The organism is Streptomyces sp. NBC_01276 (genome assembly GCF_041435355.1).
In the GTDB taxonomy this organism is placed as follows: Bacteria; Actinomycetota; Actinomycetes; order Streptomycetales; family Streptomycetaceae; genus Streptomyces.
The window spans coordinates 533,092-555,297 of sequence record NZ_CP108442.1 but is presented as its reverse complement, the minus strand read 5'-3'; the positions used below and the strand labels follow the sequence as shown (position 1 = coordinate 555,297).

Here is a 22,206-nt window from a genome sequence, read left to right as displayed (position 1 = left end):
CCGCGGGTGCGCCGGTCAGGCCGGCACACCGTCCTTGGCCCCGGCCGACGGGCCGGCGGAGGGGGTGGCGGAGGAGTCCGTCGAGGGTGCGGGCACCGCGACGGGCGCCTCGTCGGGGCGGGCTCCGTGTCCGTCGTCGATCAGCGTGGCCTCGTCGAAGGGCAGCCGGCCCGCGAGGACCTCGGTGGCCCGCTCCCGGTCGAACTCCTTCGTCCACGTTCCGATCAGCACGGTGGCGACGGCGTTGCCCGCGAAGTTGGTCAGCGCCCTGGCCTCGCTCATGAAGCGGTCGATGCCCACGATCAGGCCGACGCCGTCGACCAGTTCGGGCCGGTGTGACTGGAGCCCGCCGGCCAGCGTGGCCAGACCCGCCCCGGTGACGCCCGCGGCGCCCTTGGAGGCCACGATCATGAAGAGCAGCAGCGAGATCTGCTCGCCGAGCGCCAGCGGCTTGCCCATGGCCTCCGCCACGAACAGGGAGGACATCGTCAGGTAGATCGCCGTCCCGTCCAGGTTGAAGGAGTAGCCGGTCGGCACGGTGATGCCGGTCACCGGCCGGGAGACGCCGAGGTGTTCCATCTTCGCGATGAGCCGCGGCAGCGCCGACTCCGAGGAGGAGGTCGACAGGATCAGCAGGAACTCCCGCCCCAGGTACCGCAGGAGGGCGAAGACGCTGACGCCCGTACACACCCGCAACAGGGTGCCGAGCACGACGAAGACGAAGAGCAGGCAGGTGGTGTAGAAGCCGATCATGATCACGGCCAGGGACTTCAGCGCGTCGATGCCGGTCGCTCCGACCACCGCCGCCATCGCCCCGAAGGCACCCACCGGTGCCGCCCACATGATCATCGCGAGCACCCGGAACACCATCTTCTGCACGTGTCCGATCCCGCGCAGCACCGGTTCGCCCGCCGCGCCCATGGCCTGGAGCGCGAACCCGCACAGCAGTGCCACCAGCAGTGTCTGGAGCACCTCGCCCCCGGTGAAGGCGGACACCAGCGTCGTCGGGATGATCCCCAGCAGGAACTCGGGCGTGCTCTCGGCGCCGCCCGCCTTGGCCTGGGCCTCCCCGGCGTGCCGGGCCGCCTCGGTCAGGTGCAGCCCGCTGCCGGGCTCCAGGAGGTTCCCCACGACCAGCCCGATCGCGAGGGCCACCGTCGACATGACCATGAAGTAGCCGAGGGCGAGTCCGCCGACCGCGCCCACCTTGGCCGCCTTGCGGACCGAGCCGATCCCCAGAACGATGGTGCAGAAGATCACGGGTGAGATCATCATCTTGATGAGGTTGACGAAGCCGGTGCCCAACGGCTTGAGCTCGACGGCCACGCCGGGAGCGGCGAAGCCCACGGTGATGCCGAGCAGCACCGCGGCGATCACCGCGATGTAGAGATAGTGGGTCTTGTCGCGCCTGGCGGCCACGTCGCCTCCTGGTGGTGAATGTGTTCCGGGAGACCATCGCCCACCTTGTGACCCCGGTCACCCTTGCGTTCATTGAGTTCACGGCCGGGTGCACACTGAGCGCCATGTTCCGCTTTCCCCGACCGCCCCGCAGCCTCGCCGGCCAGCTCTTCGCCATGCAGGTGCTGCTGGTCGCCGTCGTCGTCGCCGGGTGCGCGGTCTTCGCGTACGCGACCGCCCGGGGCCAGGCCGAGGACGCCGCCCGGCGCCAGGCCGGGGCCGTGGCGCGGTCCGTCGCCGACTCCCCGTCGGTGCGCGAGGCCGTCCGGACCGGCCGGAGCGGGGCCGGCCCCTCGGCGGCCCTCCAGCCCTACGCCGAGCGGGTGCGCGCCGACTCGGGCGTGGACTTCGTGACGATCATGGCCCCGGACGGACGGCGCTGGACCCACCCCGACCCGCGCCGCATCGGCGAACGCTTCCTCGGCAACACCGCCCCCGCCCTGCGCGGCGAGACCTTCAGCGAGACCTACACCGGCACGCTCGGCCCCTCCATCCGCGTGGTCACCCCCCTCGCCGGCGAGGACGGCCGGATCGTCGGCCTGGTCAGCGCGGGGATCACCGTGCGCGCCGTCAGCGACCGGCTGGCGGAGCAGCTCTCCGCCCTCGCCTGGGTGGCGGCCGGGGCGCTGGCCCTGGGCGGCGTGGGCACGTACGTGGTCAACGCGCGGCTGCGCCGCCACACGCACGGGATGAACGCCGCCGAGCTGAGCCGGATGTACGACTACCACCAGGCGGCCCTGCACGGGGTCCGGGAGGGGCTGCTGATGCTCGACGGCCACCGCAGGATCACCCTCGTCAACGACGCCGGCCGCGAACTCCTCGGCCTGCGCGGGGAGATCACCGGCGTCGGCGTCGCCGACCTCGGCCTCCCCGCCCCGCTCACCGGGGCGCTCCTCGCCGACCGGCCGCGGGTCGACGAGGTCCACCTCACCGCCGACCGGGTGCTGGTGGTCAACAGCTCACCGGTGGCCGGCGGGGGACGCCGCGGCACCGTGGTCACCCTGCGCGACCACACCGAACTCCAGTCGCTGACCGGGGAGCTGGACCAGGAAAGGGGTTTCACCCAGGCGCTGCGCTCCCAGGCCCACGAGGCGGCCAACCGGCTCCACACCGTGGTCTCCCTCATCGAACTGGGCCGCAGCGAGGAGGCGGTGGAGTTCGCCACCGCGGAACTGGAGCTGGCCCAGGCCCTGACCGACGAGGTCGTCACCGCCGTCGGCGAGCCGGTGCTGGTCGCCCTGCTGCTCGGCAAGGCCGCGCAGGCGCACGAGCGGGGCATAGAGCTGGTCGTCACCCCGGACAGCGGTGCGAGCGGGGCCGTCGAGGGGATGGACGCGCTCCCCGGGCTCCCGCCCGCGCGCGACCTCGTCACCCTGCTGGGCAACCTGATCGACAACGCCGTCGACGCCCTCACGGGGGTGCCCGGAGCGCGGATCGCCGTCACCGTGCGCCGGGACGCGGACGGCCTGCTGCTGCGGGTCGCCGACAACGGCCCCGGACTGCCCGAGGGGGTGGACGTGTTCCGGCGCGGCTGGTCCGGCAAGGGGGAGGGGCGGGGCCTGGGACTGGCGCTGGTCCGCCAGGTGGCCCACCGGCACGGCGGAGCCGTCGACGCGGTCTCCGGGCCGGTCGGGGGCGCGGAGTTCACCGTCAGCCTGCCGCTGCGCCCCGGCGGTGCCGGGCCGGGCGGGGCGGCGGAAGCGCAGGGCGGACCGGGGGCGGCGGGGACGGAGGGGCCGCCGCGGGACCGGATGCCGCGGGCGCGCGAGGCTGGGCCCGGGGAGGCCGGGGACCCGGCCGCGGAAGGCCCGGACCCGCGGCCCCGCATCCCCCGTCAGCGCCGCGCGGGGGGTGCGTCGTGAGCGCGCCCGAGGTGCGGGTGCTGGTGGTCGAGGACGATCCCGTCGCCGCCGCCGCGCACGCGCTCTACGTCGGCCGGGTGCCCGGTTTCACGGCCGTGGCGGCCGTCCACTCCCTCGCCGAGGCCACCCGGGTGCTGGAGCGGACCCGGGTCGACCTGCTGCTCCTCGACCTCACGCTGCCCGACGGCCACGGGCTGCGCTTCGCGCGCGGCCTGCGGGCCGCCGGGCATCCCGTCGACGTGATCGCGGTGACCTCGGCCCGGGACCTGGCGGTGGTCCGCGAGAGCGTCTCGCTGGGCGTGGTGCAGTACGTACTGAAGCCCTTCGCCTTCCCGACGCTGCGCGAACGCCTGCTGCGCTACGCCGAGTTCCGGGCCTCGGCGGGCGAGGCGGCCGGTCAGGACGACGTCGACCGGGCGCTCGCCGCACTGCGCGCACCGGGTCCGGCGGAACTGCCCAAAGGGCTCAGCGCCCCGACCCTGGACCGGGTCGCGGCGCTGCTGCGGGCGGCGCCCGAGGGGCTCACCGCCGCGGGGGCGGCCGAGGCGGCCGGGATCTCGCGGATCACCGCCCGCCGGTACCTGGAGCACCTGGTGGACACCGGCCGGGCGGACCGCACCCCCCGGTACGGTCAGGTCGGCCGCCCCGAACTGCACTACCGCTGGCTGGCGGCGGCGGCCGGCTCCGTGTCGAACGTGTAGAACTTGCGGTGGTCCAGCATGTCGGCCGGGGTCACGTCGTTCCACGGCCGCATGGTGTCGCGCAGGTCGACCACGTTGGCGGTGCCGGCGGCCGGCAGGTAGGGGGACTGCGGGTGCTTCGCCTGCCAGTCGGCCCACAGCTTGTCGATGAAGGCGTGGTGCATCCAGAACACCGGGTCGTTGGGCGAGACCCCGGTGGCCATCTGGCCGCCGACCCACACGTGCACCCGGTTGTGCAGGTTGGCGCCGCGCCAGCCCTCCAGGTTGTTGCGGAAGCCGTTGGAGGAGCTGTTCCAGGGCGCCATGTCGTAGACCGGCATCGCCAGGACGGCGTCCACCTCGGCCTTGGTCGGCAGCTGGGCGACGCCCTCGCCGAGCGCGCGGCGCAGGTAGTTGCGCCCGTCGACCCGTACGGCCACCTCCCACTTGCCCGTCGCGTACGCGAAGGGTCCGTCCATCACCTGTCCGTCGCGGGCCCGGCCGGTGCCCCCGAGGAAGTCGGCGGCCCAGAGGGAGGAGCGGGTGGTGCGGTCGGCGGTCCAGTCCCAGTACGGGATCGACACGCTCGCGTCCACCGCCTGAAGAGCCGCTTCGAACTCCAGGAGAAAGCGGCGGTGCCAGGGGAGGAAGGAGGGGGAGCGGTGGCCGACGCGGTCGCCCGAGTCGGTGTCGCTCATGATGAAGCCGTTGTGGGTGGTGACGAACCGGTCGTAGCGGCCCGTCCGCTTCAGTTCGAGCAGCGCGTTGGTGAAGGCGCGCTTCTCCTCGGGCGTGAGCGCGGCCTGGTTCTTGCGGACGGTCATGCCATGCCCCCCATCTGCATCGGGGCGAGCTGAGAGCCCTGGAGCTCGCGCACCGCGGCACGGGCCAGCGAGGCCGGGTCGGCGAAGGTCTCGTAGTGGTTGACGACGCTGATCCAGGTGCCGTCCGCGTTCTGCATCACGTGCAGTTCGCGGCCGTCTATCTTCACGGTCGGCAGACCGGGGGAGTGGTGGCCGCCGTGGTGGCCGCCCCCCGAGCCGGGGGCTATCTGGATCCGGCGGCCCTGGTACACCTCGTCGACGGTGCCGGCCGGGGTGGTGGCCGCACGGGAGTCGGTGGCGGCGGCGTGCGCGGTGGCGCCCGCGATGCCGAGGACGGTGAGTGCGCCGGCAGTGGTGCCCAAGGCCTGCCGACGGGTGATCTTGTTCATGGCCGAAGAACTATCAGGGCCATGGCGGCAGTTGGCCGCTATCCGGACATCAGTGCATAAGTTGTGTGTAGAACAAATGAAATGATCTTCCTGTTCGGATCGACTCCGGCGGTCGGGACGGGAAGATCTGTGGCAGAAATGCTACTGGACGGTAATTCTTGCGGCTCTCCGGGGTTGCTATGGAGAGGGTCACACTCCGGGGTCGGCCGGAAGCTGTGGGTTCCGCCGCTCTTTCCTCAAGCGTTTCCCGAGGGGTGCCGAAGCCGACTTGATGACGGTCTGCACCTTATAGTCCCGATATGGCTCTTCATGAGACGAAGGACGCGCGTGCCCAGGACGCCGATACGGACGTGTTCACGTCCGCCCTCAGCGGCCAGATCCTCCCCAAGTACCGGATGCCCGACGACCACTCGCCCACCGAGGTGGTCTACTCGCTCCTCCACAACGAGCTGCTCCTCGACGGCAACGCCGCCCAGAACCTGGCCACCTTCTGCACCACCTGGTCGGACGACGGCGTGCACCGCCTGATGAACGAGTGCCTCGACAAGAACATGATCGACAAGGACGAATACCCGCAGACGGCCGAGATCGAGGCCCGCTGCGTCAACATCCTGGCCGACCTCTGGAACGCCCCGCCCGGCACCTCCGGCACCGGCTGCTCCACCACCGGCTCCAGCGAGGCCGCCATGCTCGGCGGCCTCGCCCTCAAATGGCGCTGGCGGGCCCGCCGCCGGGCGGAGGGCAAACCGGCCGACCGGCCCAACCTGGTCTGCGGCCCGGTGCAGATCTGCTGGGAGAAGTTCGCCCGCTACTTCGACGTCGAGCTCCGCCAGATCCCCCTGGAGCCCGGCGCGACCGGCCTGCTCCCCCACCAGCTCGCCGCCCACGTCGACGAGAACACCATCGGGGTCGTCGCCATCCTCGGCGTCACCTACACCTGCGACTACGAACCCGTCGCCGAGATCGCCGCCGAGCTCGACCGGATCCAGCAAGAGCACGGCTGGGACATCCCCGTCCACGTGGACGCCGCGAGCGGCGGCTTCGTCGCCCCCTTCCTCCACCCCGACGTGGTGTGGGACTTCCGGCTGCCGCGCGTGGCCTCCGTCAACACCTCCGGGCACAAGTACGGGCTCGCCCCGCTCGGCGTCGGCTGGATCGTCTGGCGCACCGCCGAGCTGCTCCCCGCCGACCTCGTCTTCGACGTGGACTACCTCGGCGGCGACATGCCGACCTTCGCCCTCAACTTCTCCCGCCCCGGCGGCGAGGTCATCGCCCAGTACTACCTCTTCCTGCGGCTGGGCCGCGGCGGCTACCGGAGCGTCCAGCAGGCCTGCGCCGACACCGCCCAGTACCTGGCCGGGGAGATCGCCGGCATGGGCCCCTTCACCCTGCTCTACGACGGCCGGGGCGGGCTGCCCGCCGTCTCCTACACGCTCGCCGACCCGGACGGCGAGGGGTTCACCCTCTACGACCTCTCCGACCGGCTGCGGATGCGCGGCTGGCAGGTGCCCACGTACCCGCTACCGGCGGACCGTCAGGACACCGTCATGCAGCGCGTCCTGATCCGCCACGGGGTGACCCGCGACCAGATCGCCCTGCTCGTCACCGACCTGCGGGCGGCCGTGGAACACCTCCGCGCCCACCCGCAGCCGGTCCCCGCCACGGAACCCAGGTCGGGCTTCCACCACTGACCGCCCGCGGTCACCGACCGGAACGGGACCAGTGCATTCCCAGGGCCGTCAGCGCGGCGGCCCGCTCCGGCGGCAGCCCCGCCGCCCGGGCGCGCTGGTTGGCGATCCACGCCCCGAGCCTCAGCTCCTGGTCCCCCCACCGCTCCACATGCGGTCGGGGGACCCTCAGGTGCCCCTCGCGGGCGTGGAACCGCCGGGCCGCCTCCAGATACCCCGCCCACGCGGAGGCGTGGCTGCGGCGCGCGGGCGGACGCTCCGCCTCCGGCGCCGGGGACAGACCCAGCGCGTGCTCCAGCAGCCACCGCTGCGACCACCCCAGCCGCTCCCACCCCAGCCGTTGGGCGCGCACCCACCCGCCGAGGTCCTCGCCCTGCACCAGCACCCGGCCGGGAACCGGCGGAACCCGGCCGCCCGCGTCCAGGTGCACCCGGGTCAGGTGGAAGGCCCGCTGCCAGCCGATGTCCCAGACGGGACACCAGGACGGATCGATCCGGTCCAGCGCCTCCCGCCGCTCCTCCGCCAGCGCCCCCGGCCCCTCCCGGCGCGCGGCGGCCCGGTTGTTCTTCATCCACACCCCGACGGGCGCCCCGTGCCAGGTGGCGTCGACCGGCGGCAGCAGGTGCCCGTGCTCGGCGGCCCAGGCCCGCGCCGCCGCCAGACCCTCCTCGAAGGCCACGTCGAAATGGCTCCACACCATGCCGAGTTCGTCCAGCTCCCGCGTCCGCTCCCGGCCCAGCGCGCCCCGGCGGTACGTGCGCCGCGCGTCCGCGATCCACTGGCCCAGCGGGAACCCCGCCAGGGCCGGCGGCCACCCCCCGCCGGACTCCGGCACCCGGTAGGCGAACGGCACCCTCAGGTCCCCGGCCGTCGCCGCGTAGATCCGCGCCGCCTCCGCACCGCGCCGCCACCGCGTGTGCTCCGGGTTGAGCACCCGCAGCCGGACGAAGGCCGCCAGCAGCGCCGGATCCCGGGGCGTGGAGAAGCTCAGCAGCGCCGCGGCCCCCGGCCCGGGGCCGCCGCCACTCCCGGCCGCACCGGTCGCCGTCGCCGGGCCGCCGGGTGCCTGCGGCTGGGCCAGGGCCTCCACCAGGCGTGAGTCGTGCGCCCTCAGCGCCTCCAGGAGCCGCGCGAGGTCCCCGTAGGCCCGCGAGGTCAGCATCGTCTCGGGGGACTCCCCGGGCCCCAGCAGCACCGGCACCACCAGCGAGGCGACCTTCCCCTCGCCGGGCCGGATCCGCAGCGCCCGGCCCACGGCCTGCACCAGGTCCGGCATGGAACCGCGCACGTCGGCCCAGAACACGGAGTCGCACTCCTTGGTGTCGACACCCTCGCCCAGCACCCGGACGCTGCCCAGGAACGCCTTCTCCGCGACCCGGTCCGCGGCGAACGCGTCCAGCACGCGCCGCCGGTGGGCCGCCGTGTGCTGCCCGCACAGCCAGTCCGCCCACACCGTGCGCGGGTACGCCGGCAGCGCCGACCGGCTCGCGGCGCGCAGCCGCGCCGCGACCGCCGGCAGCCCCGCCGCGAAGGCCTCGGCCTCCTTGGTCAGATGGTGGAACACCAGCGTCCGCCGGAACCCCTGGTCCGCCGCGGCCTTCACCAGCGCCGCCTGGAGCGCCGCCAACCGCATCCCGCGCACCCGGTCCGAACGGCCGTCCGCGCCCAGCAGCACCGCCGACCGGAAGCCCGGATCGCTGATGTCCACGCACACCACCCGGTACGGGGCGCAGATGCCCCGGTCGATGGCCTCCGACAGGGCCAGCGTGTAGCAGCGGGCGCCGAACGGCCCTTCCGGATCGTCCTCCATGGAGGCGACCAGCTCGCCCCGGCCCCGGAGCCCGCCGGTCCCCGGGGCGGGCGCACGCCCCTCCCCGTACCCGTCCTCCGGCCCCTCGGCCTCGGGGTCCTCCCCGTCCCGCCACACCCGGGGGGTGGCCGTCATGTACAGCCGGCGGGCGGAGGGGATGCGCGTGTTGTCGTGGACCACCGCCCAGGGCTTGCCGATCCGCCCCGACGTACGGTGCGCCTCGTCGACCACGATCAGGTCCCAGGGCGGCAGACCCGCCAGATGTGCCCGCTCGACGGTGCCCTGCCCCAGCGACGCGTACGTGGCGAACACGGTCAACCGCTCCACCGGCCCGGTGCCCCACCGGGCCAGTTGGCCCGGATCGGTGGTGGTCGGCAGTCCCGCCTCCTCGCCGCGCAGCGAGCACACCGCGACGGCGCGGCCGGTGCGGCCCCCCGCCCGCCAGGCGGACACGGTCTGCACGAGCAGGTCGAGCGAGGGCACCAGGACCAGCACCCGCCCCGCCCGCAACTCCTCGGCGGCGCGCACGGCGACCAGGGACTTGCCCGACCCGGTCGCCATGATCACCTGGGTGCGCAGACCCCGCTCGGGGAGCCGGCCGTCGGCCGGGGGCTCCAGCGCGCGGACGACGGAGTCGACGGCCTCGCGCTGATGCGCGCGCAACTGCGGCTTCGCCATCCGATTCGTCACCCCGTCCCCGTTGATCTGCCCGTTCTGCTCCAGGTCCTATCTTGCCCGGATTCTGAGACAAACGGGGGAAGGGGGGAGGTCCGGACGGTCACGTCCGCGCCGTCACGTCCGCGCCGTTGCGTCCGGACGGTTCGGACCCGGACCGCCGTGCGCCCCGGGTGGTCACCCGGGGGCGGCCGGCCGCTCGCGGAGGACCGCCGGTCACATGCGGGCGCCGAAGTTCTGCGTCCACCAGGGGCCGCCCGAACCCGGGCGCATGCCCACGCCTATGTCCTTGAAGGAGCAGTTCAGGATGTTGGCCCGGTGACCCGGGCTCTTCATCCACGCGTCCATCACGTCCTGCGCCGTCTGCTGACCCTTCGCGATGTTCTCCCCGTACGTCGACCAGCGGTACCCGGCGGCCGTCGTCCGCGTTCCCGGGTCGCCCCCGTCGGGGTCGGTGTGCGAGAAGTAGTCCCGCTGCGCCATGTCCTCCGAGTGCCCCTGGGCGGCGGAGCGCAGCTGCGCGTCCTCCTTGAGCGGCCCGCAGCCGGCCGCCGCCCGCTCGGAGTTGACCAGGGCGATGACCTGCCCCGCCACACCCGCCGGAGCGGGCGCCGGAGCCGGTGCGGCCGGGCGCGGAGCGCTGGTCTTCGGCGGCGTGGGCGCGGGGGCCTTCGACGAGCTGGCGGAGGGCGAGGGGGAGGCCGAAGCGGAAGCGGACGCCGAAGGCGAGGGAGAGGCCGAAGCGGAGGCCGAGGGCGAGGCCGACGCGGAGGGTGCCCCGGCGTTCGCGTCGGGGGCCGACAGCGCCGCCAGCGGGGACGCGGACGCGCCGCCGCCCGCCTCGGTGCCCCGCTTGCCGGGCAGCGAGCCGAGGTAGACCAGGCCGCCGCCCGCCACGCACGCGGCGATCACCGCCCCGCCGATCGCCCGGCGCCGGTTCTGCCGCTTCCTGCGCTGCGCCCCGCGGCCGGCGTCCGCCCCGGAGCCCGGGTCGCCCGCGTCGCCCCCCTTGCGGCGCGCCGCCCGGCCCGGTCCCGACACCACCGGCGCGAGCTGGGTCTCCGCCCCCGCGAAAGCCGCGCCCGCCGGGGCGAACGCCGCGCCGGCGGTGGCCGACCGTACGCCCGCCAGCAGCGCCGCCGTCACCGGCACCAGCGCCAGACCGGCCAGCAGCCCCTCCGCCGGGACCAGACCGTTCCACAGCCCCGAGCAGCGCAGGCACTCGCGGGCGTGCCGGGCTATTCGCTTGCGCCACAGGGCGGAGGGCCGCCCGTCCCAGGTGCCCGTCATCGCCCGCAGCCCCTCGCAGGGCGGCTGCGTCTCCAGTGCCCGCTCCACCACCCGGGCCGACTCCAGCTGCGCCTTCATCCGCTGTATCCGCACCGCCGCGTGCTGCGGGGTCAGCTCCAGCGCCGCGGCCATCTCGGCCCGGGTGACCTCCCCGGCGCACTCCAGCCACCACAACGACAGCAGCGCCCGGTCGTCGGGCTCCAGCCAGCGCGTGGCACGGGCGGTCTCGCGCCGCTGCCCCGACAGGTGGAGCCGCGCGACGGTCAGGTCGGCGAAGTCGGCGCCGGGATCGGCGAGGTCCCCGGCCTCCTCCAGGCCGCTCTGCCCGGGGCCGTTCTGACGGGACTGCCAGTGCGCCCGGACCCGGTTCATCGTGATCGCCACCAGCCAGGACCGGAAGCTCTCGTCCGCGCGGAGACCGCTCAGCCCGTCGAGTGCGCGCAGCATCGTCTCCTGTACGACGTCGTCCACGTCGACCGACCCGTTCAGGGCGCGTCCGACGATGTTGTAGACGAGCGGCAGGTGGGTGCTGACGAGCTCGTCCTGCGCGCGGGGGTCGCCCGCGCGGGCCGCTGCCACCAGCGCTGCCGTGTGCTGTGTACTCATGTGAAAGTCCCTGTCCGTACCGGCGGTCGATGATGCCCAATGACTGGGAGACCGTCGAGTGGGGCCCCGATAACACTTATCCGGAAGAAGTTTCCGGGAAAATTCGCGGAGCCGCTCCGCGCGGGCGTCCGGACGGCTCAGAGCAGGGGGGAAAGTGCCCGCGCGGCCTCCCGAAGGGCCGGCGCGTACCCCTCGGCCTCCTGGCGGGAGACCAGGAAGGTGACGGTGGTGACGGAGACCCCGCCGAGCGGCCGGCCGTCCGGTCCGGGGACGGCCACCCCGGTGCACCGGATGGAGGGCTCGTTCTCCTCGTCGTCCACGGCGAACCCCCGCGCGCGCACCGCCGCGAGCTCCGCCTCCAGTTCCACCGCCGTGGTCAGCGTCCTCGGGGTGCGGCGCGGCAGCCCGGCCGAGGCGACCAGGGCACGGACCTCCTCCGGGGGCAGCAGGGCCAGGACGCTCTTGCCGATCGCCGTGGTGTGCAGCGGCATCCGGGTGCCCTCGCGCGAGGCGGTCCGGAAGGGCTGGTCGGCCTCCAGCTTGCGGATGCAGGTGATGGTCTCCCCGGTGTGCAGCGCCAGGTGAACCGTCTGGCCGGTCTGCCGCCGCAGTTCACGCAGGACCTCGTCGACGCCGGCCGGCTCCGCGGCGCGGACCAGGGCCGACAGGCCGTGCAGCCGGGGGCCGGTTCCGTAGCGGCCGTCGCCTTCCGGGCGGACGAAACCCTGCTCGATCAGGGCGGCCAGGATCCGGAAGGTGCTCGACTTCGGTACGGCCGCCGCCGTCATGACGTCGGTGAGGCGGTGCGGGCCGCCCGGCGCGGCGACGGCCTCCAGGATCCGCAGGGACTTCTCCAGGGCGGACCCCGCAGCAGAGGTACGGCCCGCGCGGGCGGGCCCGGCGGTCTCGGCCGCGGCCTCCGCCACGTCCTGGGACACGCCCTCGCGCCCGTCCTCGGATCCCGACCCGGACCCTTCCCCGGGCCTTTGCCCCGGTCCTCGCTCCGTTGACACGTCATCTCCCGGCATGGGTAGGGTCTGGACCACGAAGTTCCGCCACACGATACCTCGTTCCACTACGTGGAACACATCGGAGGGTGCTTTGTCCTGCCACCCGTACGCGGTGATAGCCGCCCAGCGCCTGCTGCCGGTCTTGCGCAACACCGGCCCGGACGAAGCCGTCCGGGCCGCCACGGAGCTGCTCGCCGCCGGCTGCCGCGCCGTGGAGCTCACCACCTCCACCCCCGGCTGGGCCTCGGCCGTCGCCCGCACCGCCCCGCTCACCGACGTCCGCGGGCGCCGCGCGCTGATCGGCGTGGGCACCGTGACGACCCGCGCGCAGGCCGAGGAGGCACTCGACGCGGGCGCCGGCTTCCTGGTCTCCCCCTACCCGGCCCCCGCGGTCCGCGAGGTCGCGCGGCGGCGCGCGGCGGTGTTCGTCGAGGGCGGGTTCACCCCCGGCGAGATCGCCGCCGCCGTCCGGTCCGCCGGCGCCGCGAAGGTCTTCCCCGCCCACGTGGGCGGCCCGGACTTCATCCGCTCCCTCAAGGCGGTCCTCCCCGACGCCCTGCTCATCGCCACCGGGGGCATCCGGCCGGACGAGGTCCCCACCTGGCTGGCGGCGGGCGCGAGCGCCGTCGGCATCGGCGGCGGCCTGCCCGCGGACCCGGCCCGGCTGGCGGCGCTCTTCGCGGAACCGGCCGGACCGTGCTGCGCCGCGTGCGCGGCGGACCCCGGCGGCGGGGTGCGGTGACGATGGCCGCCGCATCCCGCGCGTACGACGTCCTCGTGCTCGGCGAGGTCCTGGTGGAGATCCACGCCGGCACGGCCCTGCGCGCGGTGGCCGACGGAACCACCGCCCGCGTCTCCTTCTCCGGCGACGCGCTCAACGCCGCGGCCGCCGCCGCGGCGGCCGGAGCGCGCACCGCCCTCCTCACGGTCGTCGGCGACGACGAACTCGCCGGCCCGCTGCTGCGCCGCGCCGCCGAACTCGGAGTCGACGTCTCCCACGTCCACCGCGCCGCCCGCCCCAACGGCGCCTACCTGCTCGGCGCCGACACCGACGGGGACCGGGAGTTCGTCTACTGGCGCACCCGCAGCGCCGGTTCCACCCTCTCGCCGGCCCATACCCGGGCCTGGCGGGAGCTGCTGACCGGCACCGGGGCGCTCATCACCAGCGGGATCACCGGCGCGCTCTCCCCGAGCGCCCGGGCAGCCGTACTGGACGCCGCCCGCACCGTCCACGCGGCCGGCGGGCACCTCACGTACGACCCCAACCACCGGCCCCGGCTGACCGGGCGGGACCGGGCCCGGGACCTGCTGGCCCGGATCGCGCCGATGACCGGGCTGCTCAAGACCTCCTGCCCGGCCGACGCGCTCGCCCTGGTGGACACCGCCGACCCGGCGGCCGCGGCGGCCCGCTTCCGGGCGCTGGGGGCCCGTGCCGTCGCCGTCACCTGCGGCGCCGGGCGGCTGCTGCTGGACGAGGGCTCCCGCGTGGCCCGCTTCCCGGTCCCGCCCAACCCGGCGCCCGTCGACGCGACCGGCGCCGGGGACTGTTTCACCGGCACGGCCACGGCCCGGATCGCGCTGGGCGACACCCTGGAGCGGGCGGTGGCCCACGGGGTGGCGGCCGCCTCCCTCTCGGTCTCGGGGCGCGGGGGCACCGGGTGCGTGCCGGCCTTCGCGGACACGGCCGCGCTGGCGGCTACGGTCCGTCCGGATACGCAACCGGGTCCGTGACCCAGCCCGCCGCGAGGACGAGGCGGGAGGTGCGGTGGACGGCCAGGAACCCGAAGGGCCGGTCGAAGGTCACCTTCGCCCCGCGGGTCCGGTAGCGCCGGCCCGGCGCCGCGCTGCCCGGCGCGGTGGCGATCGCCGTCACGGCGGCGGCCTCGAACCCGCGCGCGTGGAAGCGGGCCAGCGCGGCCTGCCGGGCCGAGGCCACCGCGAGCGGCTCCGGGCTGATGCCGGGGAAATGGCCGCGGCCGCGGTCCGCGGCCGTCTCCAGCCCGAACACCCCCGCACGCTCCAGGAGATCGTGCTCCGCGCGCACGTCGAAGGCGGCCGTCTCGATGAAGAGCCGGGGCTCGGGGGACGCGCAGACCGCCGTCCCGGTGAGCAGGCCGGGGCCGGGGGCGCCGTTCGGGAGCAGGCTCACGCCCGTGGCGGGGAGGGCGCGGGTGACGGCCCGGATGCCGGTGGTGAGGACCTCACCGGGGCCGGCCTGTGGCTCGCCCAGCACGAGGTGGACGTCGACCCCGGTGTCCGCGACCACCTCCAGCAGGGTGACCGCCCCGCCGGGGCCCCGGGCCACCTTCACCCGGTCCAGCAGGGCTGTGTCGCGGCGCAGCATGCGCAGGGGCCGGCCGGCCCACGGTCCCTCGTGCGCCTCGCCGTACCCCTCGCGGAACGGCCGGATCCAGCTCAGCCGCAGCGCGAGGGCCGAGGCCAGCACCAGCCGGACCGGGTCGGGTCCCTCCGGCAGCGTGACGGGCATCCGCTCGATCATGCCGTCGGTGCGCTCGCGGGCCCAACCGTCCAGCACTTCGCGGTCGCGGTCCGTGTCCCCGCTCAGCGTGCCCCTCGTGCCGGGAGGGAGCGCCGCCGACCAGCCGGGCTCCAGGGGAAGGTCCTCGCGGGTCCAGAGCCCGGTCGCCGACCGCAGCCCCCGTACGGCGCCCAGCGCGGCCAGCAGCTCCCGTGCGGCCGGCGCCGCGTCCTCGGCGGGTATGCCGAGCGCCTCGGCCAGTTCCGTCCGTGCAGGGCCGGCCGCGCCGCCCGCGAGGAGGGCGAGCAGCGGCCAGAGCCCGGCCGCGGTGAAGACGGTTCCCGCCTCCGCGGTCGGGGCGGCGGCCGCCCAGCGTGTCGTGAGCCGGTTGACCGCGCGTACCGTCGAGTTCCTCATGCGCGCGAGGGTACGTGGGGGGCGCCGCCGGGCCGGAACGGTTTTTCCGCGCAGCCGCCCGGCCGTCCGAGAAACATCCTCCACGGCCCTGGGCACCTTTGCGCCCCCTCGCTACCCTCCGCGCATGATTCCCACGGTGGTCTGGGGCACCGGCAACGTCGGCCGCGCGGCGATCCGCGCCGTCGAGGCCCACCCGGCGCTCGCCCTCACGGCAGTGATCGTCCACAACCCCCGCAAGATCGGCCGCGACGCGGGCGAACTCGCCGGACTGGCCCGGCGGCTGGGGGTGGCGGCGACCGACGACGCCGCGGCGGTGCTCGCCGCCCGGCCCGCCGCCGTCGTCTACGCGGCGTCCGGCGACGTCCGCCCCGACGACGCCCTCACCGACATCACGCGGGCGATCGCGGCCGGAGCGGTCGTCGTCAGCCCCGCCCTGTACCCCCTCTACGACCACCGCGGCGCCCCGCCCGAGTTCCGGGACCCGGTCCTGGCGGCGGTCGCGGAAGGCGGCGGCTCCCTCTTCGCCTCCGGCGTCGACCCCGGCTGGGGCAACGACGTGCTCCCGCTGCTGCTCAGCGGACTCGGCACCACGGTGGACGTGATCCGCTGCCAGGAGATCTTCGACTACTCCACGTACGACCAGCCGGACTCCGTCCGCTACCTGGTCGGCATGGGCCGGCCCATGGACTACGAGCCGATGATGCTCATGCCCTCGGTCCCGACCATGGTGTGGGGCGGCCAGATCCGGATGATGGCCCGCGCCCTCGGCGTGGAACTCGACGGGATCCGCGAGACCTCGGACCGGCGCGCCCTCGACACCACCGTGACCACCCGCACCATGGGCGAGTTCGAGGCCGGCACCCAGGGCGCCATCCGCTTCGAGGTGCAGGGCATCGTCGGGGGCGAGCCCCGCATCGTCATCGAACACGTCACCCGCATCCACCCGTCCTGCGCACCCGACTGGCCCACCCCGCCCGACGGGACGGGGGCCCACCGGGTCGTCATCGAGGGCCGCCCGCGCATCGAGGTCACCGTCGAGTGCACGGACGAGGACGACAACCGCTCCGCCGGGGGCAACGCCACCGCCGTCGGCCGGCTCGTCGGCGCCATCGACTGGCTGGTCGACGCCGAACCGGGGCTCTACGACGCACTCGACGTCCCGCTGCGACCCGCAGTCGGCAAACTCGGAAGGAAGCAGCCATGAGGATCGACGTTCCCGAAGGACAGCACCCGATCGAGTACGTGTGGGGCGATCTGGTACCCGGCATCGGCATGGCCGCGGCCAACTTCTCCCTGTCCGTCTACGCGCACACCACCCTGGGACTGCGCGAGTTCGAGGCCGCCCGGCTGCGCATCGCGCAGATCAACGGCTGCGTCTTCTGCCTCGACTGGCGCACCGACCGGGACGGGGAGAAGGTCGAGGAGGGGTTCGCCGACGCGGTGACCGAGTGGCGGACCACCGGGGCCTTCGACGACCGCACCCGGCTGGCGGCCGAGTACGCGGAGCGCTACGCCCTGGACCACCACAACCTCGACGAGGAGTTCTGGGCGCGGATGACCGCGCACTACAGCCAGTTGGAGATCGTGGAGCTGAGCATGAGCATCGGCTCCTGGCTCGCCTTCGGCCGGCTCAACCACGTGCTGGGCCTCGACAGCGTCTGTGTGCTGCCGGGCGGCTGAAGCGGCCCGGGGCCGTGCGGAGGCGGTTCCGCACGGCCCCGGGACCGGACCGCCGCCCTCAGAGGTCGGTGGCGATGATCTTCTCTATGTTCCGTTCGGCGAGGGCCGTGATCGTCACGAACGGGTTGACGCTGGTGTTGCCGGGGATCAGGGCCCCGTCGATCACGTACAGGCCGGTGTAGCCGTGCAGGCGGCCGTAGTTGTCGGTGGCCTTGTTCAGCACGGCGCCGCCGAGCGGGTGGTACGTGAGGTGGTCGCCCCAGACCTTGTTGGTGCCGAAGAGGTCGGTCCGGTAGATCGTCCCCTCCTTCGAGTTGATCTTGTCGAAGATGCTCTTCGCCATGTCGATGGAGGGCTGCTTCCAGGCGGTCTGCCAGTTCAGGTCGACCTTGCCGGCGGCGGCGTTCCAGGTGAACTCGGCACGGTTGGGGTTCTTGGTGATCGAGAGGTAGAAGGAGGCGTACGTCTCGATCCCCGTGGGCAGCGGGGCCACCTCGGCGAAGGCGCCGCCCGCGTCCCAGTTGTCGATGCCGCCGCAGGGGATGGAGGCCTGCACCTTGCCGGTGGGGTCCCACATGTGGTTGGCCCGGCCGCACATGACGTTGCCGTTGTCGCCCCAGCCCTTGCCGATCTCCTCGTTCAGGCCGGCCAGCGCTCCCGTGGCCTTCAGCTTGACCAGGAGCTTGCTGGTGCCGACGCTGCCCGCCGCGAAGAAGACCCGGTCGGCGGTGACGGTCTTGGTGGCGACCACCGCCCCGGTGGTGTCGAGCTGTTCCATGCCGACCGTGTAGCCGCCACCGGCCGAGGGGGAGACGGTGGTGACCCGGTGCAGCGGGGAGATGGCGACCTTGCCGGTCGCCCGGGCGGCCGCGATGTAGGTCTTCTGCAGGGACTTCTTGCCGGCGTTGTTGCCGTAGAGGATCTCGCCGTCGACGGCGGACTTGGGGACGGTGCCGGCGACCTCCTGCTTCATGTAGTCCCAGTCGTAGACGTCCGGCACGAAGACGAAGGGGAAGCCGGAGCGCTGGGCGTGCTTGCGGCCGACGCGGGCGAACTGGTAGCAGTCCACGGTGTCGAACCAGGCAGGGTCGATCAGACCCACGCCGAGCCCGGCGTTGGCGCGCGGGTAGTAGGTGGTGTACATCTCCTCCGCGTCCACCGAGGGCAGGATCGCGGCGAAGTTCTGCCGCTTGGGCGTCACCGCCATCCCGCCGTTGACCAGCGAACCGCCGCCCACGCCGCGGCCCTGGTAGACGATGATCCCGCCCATCTCCTCGGCGTCGAGGATGCCCGTGTACCGCGGGACGTCCTTGTCGATGGGGAAGCCCAGGAAGTTGCTGAGCGGGGCCTTGGTCCTGGTGCGGAGCCAGTACGAACGGTAGTCGGGCCTGGTGGTGTTGGCGAAGATCTTGCCGTCGCTGCCGGGGGTGTCCCAGGCCATGCCCATCTCGATCATGTGCACGTCGACCCCGGCCTGCGCGAGCCGCAGCGCGGCGACGGAGCCGCCGTATCCGGTACCGATGACGAGGGCCGGGACGTGGGCCCCGGAGTCGATGGGCGCGTTCGCGGCGGCCGCTCCGGTGGCGCTCGCCGCTCGCGCCGGGGCGGTGTTGACCGCCAGGGCCAGGGCCCCAAGAATGGAACTGGTTCCAGCAATGAATCCGCGGCGTGACACACCCTTGGACACCTTGCTGTGCAGGCTCTTGTCACTCATGTGGCCATCCTCACTCTCGACGGAGTGAGAACAAGTTCTACTGTCGAACGCCTGCCAAGTCACTACATGCGTCGAGGTAACTTGTGACCGATTTCGCCTGCTGGGCCTGTTGGGTTCGGGAGTGCCCGGGAAGGTTCCCGCCGGGCCGCCGCGAACTTTCCCCGAGTCGACACCCGAATTCAGTGGATCTTCGCGGCGCGGCATGCCATGGTTGGTCCCACCGAAGGGGTGTAGCTCAGCTGGTCAGAGCAACGGTCTCCAAAACCGTAGGCCGCAGGTTCGAATCCTGCCGCCCCTGCCATCGGAGAACGGCCGGGGGTCCGGACCGCAGCGAATGCTGCCGGTCCGGACCCCCGGCCGTTTGCGTGTGGGCCGCGGCCGCGGCCGTTCGAGTGCGACGGTCAGGGCCGGACGGCTACGTCGGTCCTCCGGACCCCCGTTCGGGGCAAAGGGGGCATCTGGCAGACTTGTGCGGGTTGTCCCAGGCGGCGCAGGACAGGAAACCGGTGCGAATCCGGTGCGGTCCCGCCACTGTGACCGGAGCTCCGCCCACCCGCGGGCCCCCGGGAGTCAGACACTGACGCGCCGCCTCTTCACTTCGACCGGGGACGAGGATCCCCCGGAGAGGCCTCGCCATGTCGCGTTCCCGCGCAACCCTGCGCTCGATAGCCGCCCTCACCCTCCTGGTTCCGCTCGCCGCGTGCGGCGGCCCGGCCGACGGATCCGCCGGTGCCGCCCGGCCCGGCCCCGGAGCGCGGCCCGCGCCCGGGTTCCCGTACACCGTCACCAACTGCGGTGTCACCAGCACCTACCAGGCCCCGCCCGAGCGGGCCGTCACCATGAACCAGCACGCCACCGAGATCATGCTGGCCCTCGGACTGGAGGACCGGATGGTCGGCACGGCCTACCTCGACGACTCCGTGCTCCCCGCCTACCGGCCCGCCTACGACAAGATCAAGGTGCTGGCCGGGGAATACCCCTCCAAAGAGGTGCTCCTCGGAGCCGACCCCGACTTCGTGTACGGCGGTTACGCCAGCGCATTCGACAAGGGCCAGGGCCGGGACCGTGAAGGGCTCGCCCGGTCCGGCATCGGCTCCCGGCTGAGCGTGGAGTACTGCACCCGGGGCCCGGTCGGCCTCGCCCAGCTGAAGACCGAGATCACCGAGGTCGCCCGGACCTTCGGCGTGCCCGAACGCGGCGCGGCCCTCGTGGAGGACGAGCAGCGCCGCGTCGACGCCGTCACCGCGCGGCTGAAGGACGCGCCCAGGCCGTCCGTCTTCGTCTACGACTCCGGCGAGGGCTCCGCCTTCACCTCGGGCGGCAAGGGCGTCGGCAACGAGATCGTCACCCTCGCCGGAGGCACGAACGTCTTCGCCGACCTCGACGACACCTTCGGCGACGTGTCCTGGGAGAAGGTCATCGAGCGCAAGCCGGAGGTCGTCCTCATCCACGACTACGGCGGCACCACCGTGGAGTCCAAGAAGCAACGCCTGCTCAACGACCCGGCGCTGGCTCAGGTTCCCGCCGTGAAGAACCGGCGGTTCGTCGTACTGCCGCTCTCCTCCGCCGTACTCGGCGTACGCGTCGCCGACGCCGTCGAGTCCCTGGGCCGCCAACTCCACCCCGACGCCGCGTGAGGCGTCGCCGGACCGCCACCGTCCTCCTGCTCCTCGCCGCCGTGCTGGCGGCTTCGGCGGTGGCCGGGCTCGCCCTGGGGCCCGTACGGATCGCCCCCGGCCGGGTCCTCGACCTCGTCCTGGCCGGACCGGACGCGCCGGGCGGAGCCTTCGCCTCCATCGTGTGGGACGTCCGCATGCCGCGCGTCCTGCTCGGCACGGTCGTCGGCGCCGGACTCGCCGTCGCCGGCGCGGTGCTCCAGGCCCTCGTGCGCAACCCGCTCGCCGACCCCTTCCTGCTCGGCGCCTCATCGGGCGCCTCCGCGGGAGCCGTGCTCGTCATCGTCTTCGGTACGGCCGCCGGTGCGGGGGCCGCCGGGACCGCGGGCGGGGCCGGGGTGCCGCTCGCCGCGTTCGCCGGTTCGATGGCCGCGCTCGTCACCGTCCACGCCCTGGCCCGGCGCGGCGGCACCATGACCACCGGCCGGCTGATCCTGGCCGGGGTCGCCGTGCAGTACGTGCTCTCCGCCCTGACCAGCCTGGTGCTCGTACTGTCCGCGAGCCCCGACCAGATGCGCTCCGTGCTGTTCTGGACCCTGGGCGGCCTGGGCGGGGCCCGCTGGGACGAACTGGCCCTGCCCGCGGCCGCGCTGTTCGCCGGTACCGGCGTGCTCGTCACCCTGGCCCGGCCCCTCGACCTGCTGCTCGCGGGGGAGGAGGGCGCGCACACCCTCGGGCTGGACACCGGCCGGTTCCGGGCCGCCGCGTTCGTGCTCACCTCCCTCGTCATCGGGGTGCTGGTGGCCTCCAGCGGGGCGATCGGCTTCGTCGGGCTGATGGTTCCGCACGCCGCCCGGATGGTGGTGGGAGCCGGTCACCGGGCACTGCTGCCCGTCGCCGCGCTGGGCGGAGCCGTGTTCCTGACCCTGGCCGACCTGCTGGCCCGTACGGCGGCCGCGCCCGAGGAGATACCGGTCGGCGTGGTCACCGCCCTGGTGGGAGGGCCGTTCTTCCTGTGGATGCTGCGCAGGTCCGGACGCGGCGAGGGGGTGGGCGGATGACGGGGCGTCCGGTGGAACTCACCGTCGAGGCCGTGCGTTACGAGACCGACGGGCAGCCGCTGCTGCGCGGAGTCGACCTGACCGCCCGGCCGGGGGAGACGGTCGCCGTGGTCGGGCCGAACGGCAGTGGCAAGACCACGCTGCTGCGTTGCGTCTACGGGACTCTGCGGCCCACCGCCGGCCGCGTGCTCCTCGACGGGAGGGACGCGGGCTCGCTGAGCGTCAAGGAGCGGGCCAGGAAGGTGGCTGCCGTGCCCCAGGACGGCGCCGGCGCCCTGGGCCTGACGGTCCGAGAGGTCGTCGCCATGGGGCGCAGCCCGCACAAGCGGTTCTGGGAACAGGACGGCCCGGGAGACGCGGTGCGCGTCGACCGGGCCCTGGAGACGGTCGGCGCGACCGCCTTCGCGGCGCGGCGCTTCGAGGAGCTGTCCGGCGGCGAACGCCAGCGCGCGCTCGTCGCCCGCGCCCTCGTCCAGGAAACGGGCCTCCTCGCCCTGGACGAGCCGACCAACCACCTCGACATCCGCTACCAGCTGGAGGTCCTGGACCTGGTGCGCGGCCTGCCCACGACGAGCCTGCTGGTCCTGCACGACCTCAACCTGGCGGCGTCCTTCTGCGACCGGCTGTACGTCCTGGCGGGCGGCCGGGTGGTCGCGTCCGGGGCGCCGGGCGAGGTGCTGACGGAGGACCTGCTGGCCGAGGTCTACGGCGTCCGCACGCGCATCGGCACCCACCCGACCACGGGCGCCCCCAGCATCGTCTACCTCCCCCCGGACCCGGCCGCCGCACGACCGCGGTACGCGCCGGAGGGAACGGCGGCGCCCTGACGCCCGTTCACGGGACGTGCTGAATCTGCTGACGGGCCCCGCACTCGTGCTGCTGATCGCGGTTCCGCTGTTCCTGTGGGCGGCCTTCCGCAGGGCCGTGCGGTTCGCCCGGCACCGGCG

Annotated in this window: 18 protein-coding genes, 1 tRNA gene and 1 riboswitch; of the genes, 11 read left to right on the top strand and 8 right to left on the bottom strand. The window is 73.9% G+C overall.

The window, feature by feature from the left end; translation table 11 throughout:
• Nucleotides 1–15: 15 nt before the first annotated feature.
• Nucleotides 16–1,419 (bottom strand): cation:dicarboxylate symporter family transporter, encoded by a 1,404-nt coding sequence (locus OG295_RS02250; protein WP_371675257.1) that lies wholly within the window; start codon nt 1,417–1,419, stop codon nt 16–18.
• 104 nt (nt 1,420–1,523) lie between these two features.
• On the opposite strand from OG295_RS02250, the gene OG295_RS02245 reads away from it, so the two are divergent.
• Entirely contained in the window at nt 1,524–3,320 is a 1,797-nt protein-coding gene (locus tag OG295_RS02245; RefSeq protein ID WP_371675256.1) for an ATP-binding protein, read from the top strand.
• Nucleotides 3,317–4,021 (top strand): response regulator, encoded by a 705-nt coding sequence (locus OG295_RS02240; RefSeq protein WP_371675255.1) that lies wholly within the window; start codon nt 3,317–3,319, stop codon nt 4,019–4,021. Before OG295_RS02245 ends, OG295_RS02240 begins: the two co-directional genes overlap by 4 nt.
• Here the strand turns inward: OG295_RS02240 and OG295_RS02235 are convergent.
• Together OG295_RS02235 and OG295_RS02230 are read right to left on the bottom strand one after the other, a co-directional pair.
• Complete coding sequence (locus OG295_RS02235) at nt 3,976–4,824, bottom strand: tyrosinase family protein (protein ID WP_371675254.1); 849 nt, start codon at nt 4,822–4,824, stop codon at nt 3,976–3,978. The two genes, OG295_RS02240 and OG295_RS02235, sit on opposite strands and share 46 nt — an antisense overlap.
• The gene (locus OG295_RS02230; protein ID WP_371675253.1) at nt 4,821–5,213 is read right to left on the bottom strand and encodes a tyrosinase family oxidase copper chaperone; all 393 of its coding nucleotides are present in this window, start codon (nt 5,211–5,213) and stop codon (nt 4,821–4,823) included. Before OG295_RS02230 ends, OG295_RS02235 begins: the two co-directional genes overlap by 4 nt.
• Before the next feature lie 299 nt (nt 5,214–5,512).
• Between OG295_RS02230 and OG295_RS02225 the strand changes: the two genes are divergently transcribed.
• Nucleotides 5,513–6,904, top strand: a complete 1,392-nt coding sequence (locus tag OG295_RS02225) for a glutamate decarboxylase (protein ID WP_371675252.1) — start codon at nt 5,513–5,515, stop codon at nt 6,902–6,904.
• A 10-nt stretch (nt 6,905–6,914) separates the two neighbouring features.
• Here OG295_RS02225 and OG295_RS02220 read toward each other — a convergent pair whose 3' ends face one another.
• The 3 genes from OG295_RS02220 to OG295_RS02210 form a co-directional block, all read right to left on the bottom strand.
• Nucleotides 6,915–9,389: a Helicase associated domain protein gene (locus OG295_RS02220; RefSeq protein WP_371675251.1), complete on the bottom strand. Its 2,475-nt coding sequence runs from the start codon at nt 9,387–9,389 to the stop codon at nt 6,915–6,917.
• Between the two features lie 213 nt (nt 9,390–9,602).
• A complete protein-coding gene (locus OG295_RS02215) occupies nt 9,603–11,282 on the bottom strand; it encodes a sigma-70 family RNA polymerase sigma factor (protein ID WP_371675250.1) in 1,680 nt (559 codons plus the stop codon).
• A 137-nt stretch (nt 11,283–11,419) separates the two neighbouring features.
• On the bottom strand, nt 11,420–12,220 hold the full coding sequence (locus OG295_RS02210; protein WP_371675249.1) for an IclR family transcriptional regulator: 801 nt from the start codon (nt 12,218–12,220) through the stop codon (nt 11,420–11,422).
• 163 nt (nt 12,221–12,383) lie between these two features.
• Between OG295_RS02210 and OG295_RS02205 the strand changes: the two genes are divergently transcribed.
• On the top strand, nt 12,384–13,034 hold the full coding sequence (locus tag OG295_RS02205) for a bifunctional 4-hydroxy-2-oxoglutarate aldolase/2-dehydro-3-deoxy-phosphogluconate aldolase (RefSeq protein ID WP_371675248.1): 651 nt from the start codon (nt 12,384–12,386) through the stop codon (nt 13,032–13,034).
• A 2-nt stretch (nt 13,035–13,036) separates the two neighbouring features.
• Nucleotides 13,037–14,023, top strand: a complete 987-nt coding sequence (locus tag OG295_RS02200) for a PfkB family carbohydrate kinase (protein WP_371675247.1) — start codon at nt 13,037–13,039, stop codon at nt 14,021–14,023.
• On the opposite strand, the gene OG295_RS02195 is transcribed toward OG295_RS02200, so the two are convergent.
• Nucleotides 13,989–15,188 carry a serpin family protein gene (locus tag OG295_RS02195; protein WP_371675246.1) on the bottom strand — a complete coding sequence of 400 codons (1,200 nt, stop codon included), beginning with the start codon at nt 15,186–15,188 and terminating at the stop codon, nt 13,989–13,991. The two genes, OG295_RS02200 and OG295_RS02195, sit on opposite strands and share 35 nt — an antisense overlap.
• 124 nt (nt 15,189–15,312) lie before the next feature.
• Between OG295_RS02195 and OG295_RS02190 the strand changes: the two genes are divergently transcribed.
• Both OG295_RS02190 and OG295_RS02185 read left to right on the top strand, forming a co-directional pair.
• Nucleotides 15,313–16,392, top strand: a complete 1,080-nt coding sequence (locus OG295_RS02190; RefSeq protein ID WP_371675245.1) for a dihydrodipicolinate reductase — start codon at nt 15,313–15,315, stop codon at nt 16,390–16,392.
• Nucleotides 16,389–16,868, top strand: a complete 480-nt coding sequence (locus OG295_RS02185; RefSeq protein WP_371675244.1) for a carboxymuconolactone decarboxylase family protein — start codon at nt 16,389–16,391, stop codon at nt 16,866–16,868. Before OG295_RS02190 ends, OG295_RS02185 begins: the two co-directional genes overlap by 4 nt.
• Nucleotides 16,869–16,926: 58 nt before the next feature.
• Here the strand turns inward: OG295_RS02185 and OG295_RS02180 are convergent, their stop codons facing one another.
• On the bottom strand, nt 16,927–18,582 hold the full coding sequence (locus OG295_RS02180) for a GMC oxidoreductase (RefSeq protein WP_371675243.1): 1,656 nt from the start codon (nt 18,580–18,582) through the stop codon (nt 16,927–16,929).
• A 224-nt stretch (nt 18,583–18,806) separates the two neighbouring features.
• On the opposite strand from OG295_RS02180, the gene OG295_RS02175 reads away from it, so the two are divergent.
• The 4 genes from OG295_RS02175 to OG295_RS02160 all read left to right on the top strand — a co-directional run bounded on the left by OG295_RS02175 (nt 18,807) and on the right by OG295_RS02160 (nt 22,086).
• Nucleotides 18,807–18,883, top strand: a tRNA-Trp gene (locus OG295_RS02175).
• A 155-nt stretch (nt 18,884–19,038) separates the two neighbouring features.
• Nucleotides 19,039–19,183: riboswitch (cobalamin riboswitch) on the top strand.
• Nucleotides 19,184–19,217: 34 nt separating this feature from the next.
• The gene (locus tag OG295_RS02170) at nt 19,218–20,219 is read left to right on the top strand and encodes an ABC transporter substrate-binding protein (RefSeq protein WP_371675242.1); all 1,002 of its coding nucleotides are present in this window, start codon (nt 19,218–19,220) and stop codon (nt 20,217–20,219) included.
• Nucleotides 20,216–21,259 carry a FecCD family ABC transporter permease gene (locus OG295_RS02165; RefSeq protein WP_371675241.1) on the top strand — a complete coding sequence of 348 codons (1,044 nt, stop codon included), beginning with the start codon at nt 20,216–20,218 and terminating at the stop codon, nt 21,257–21,259. The genes OG295_RS02170 and OG295_RS02165 overlap by 4 nt, the downstream gene beginning before the upstream one ends.
• A complete protein-coding gene (locus OG295_RS02160) occupies nt 21,256–22,086 on the top strand; it encodes an ABC transporter ATP-binding protein (protein ID WP_371675240.1) in 831 nt (276 codons plus the stop codon). Before OG295_RS02165 ends, OG295_RS02160 begins: the two co-directional genes overlap by 4 nt.
• Nucleotides 22,087–22,206: the final 120 nt, after the last annotated feature.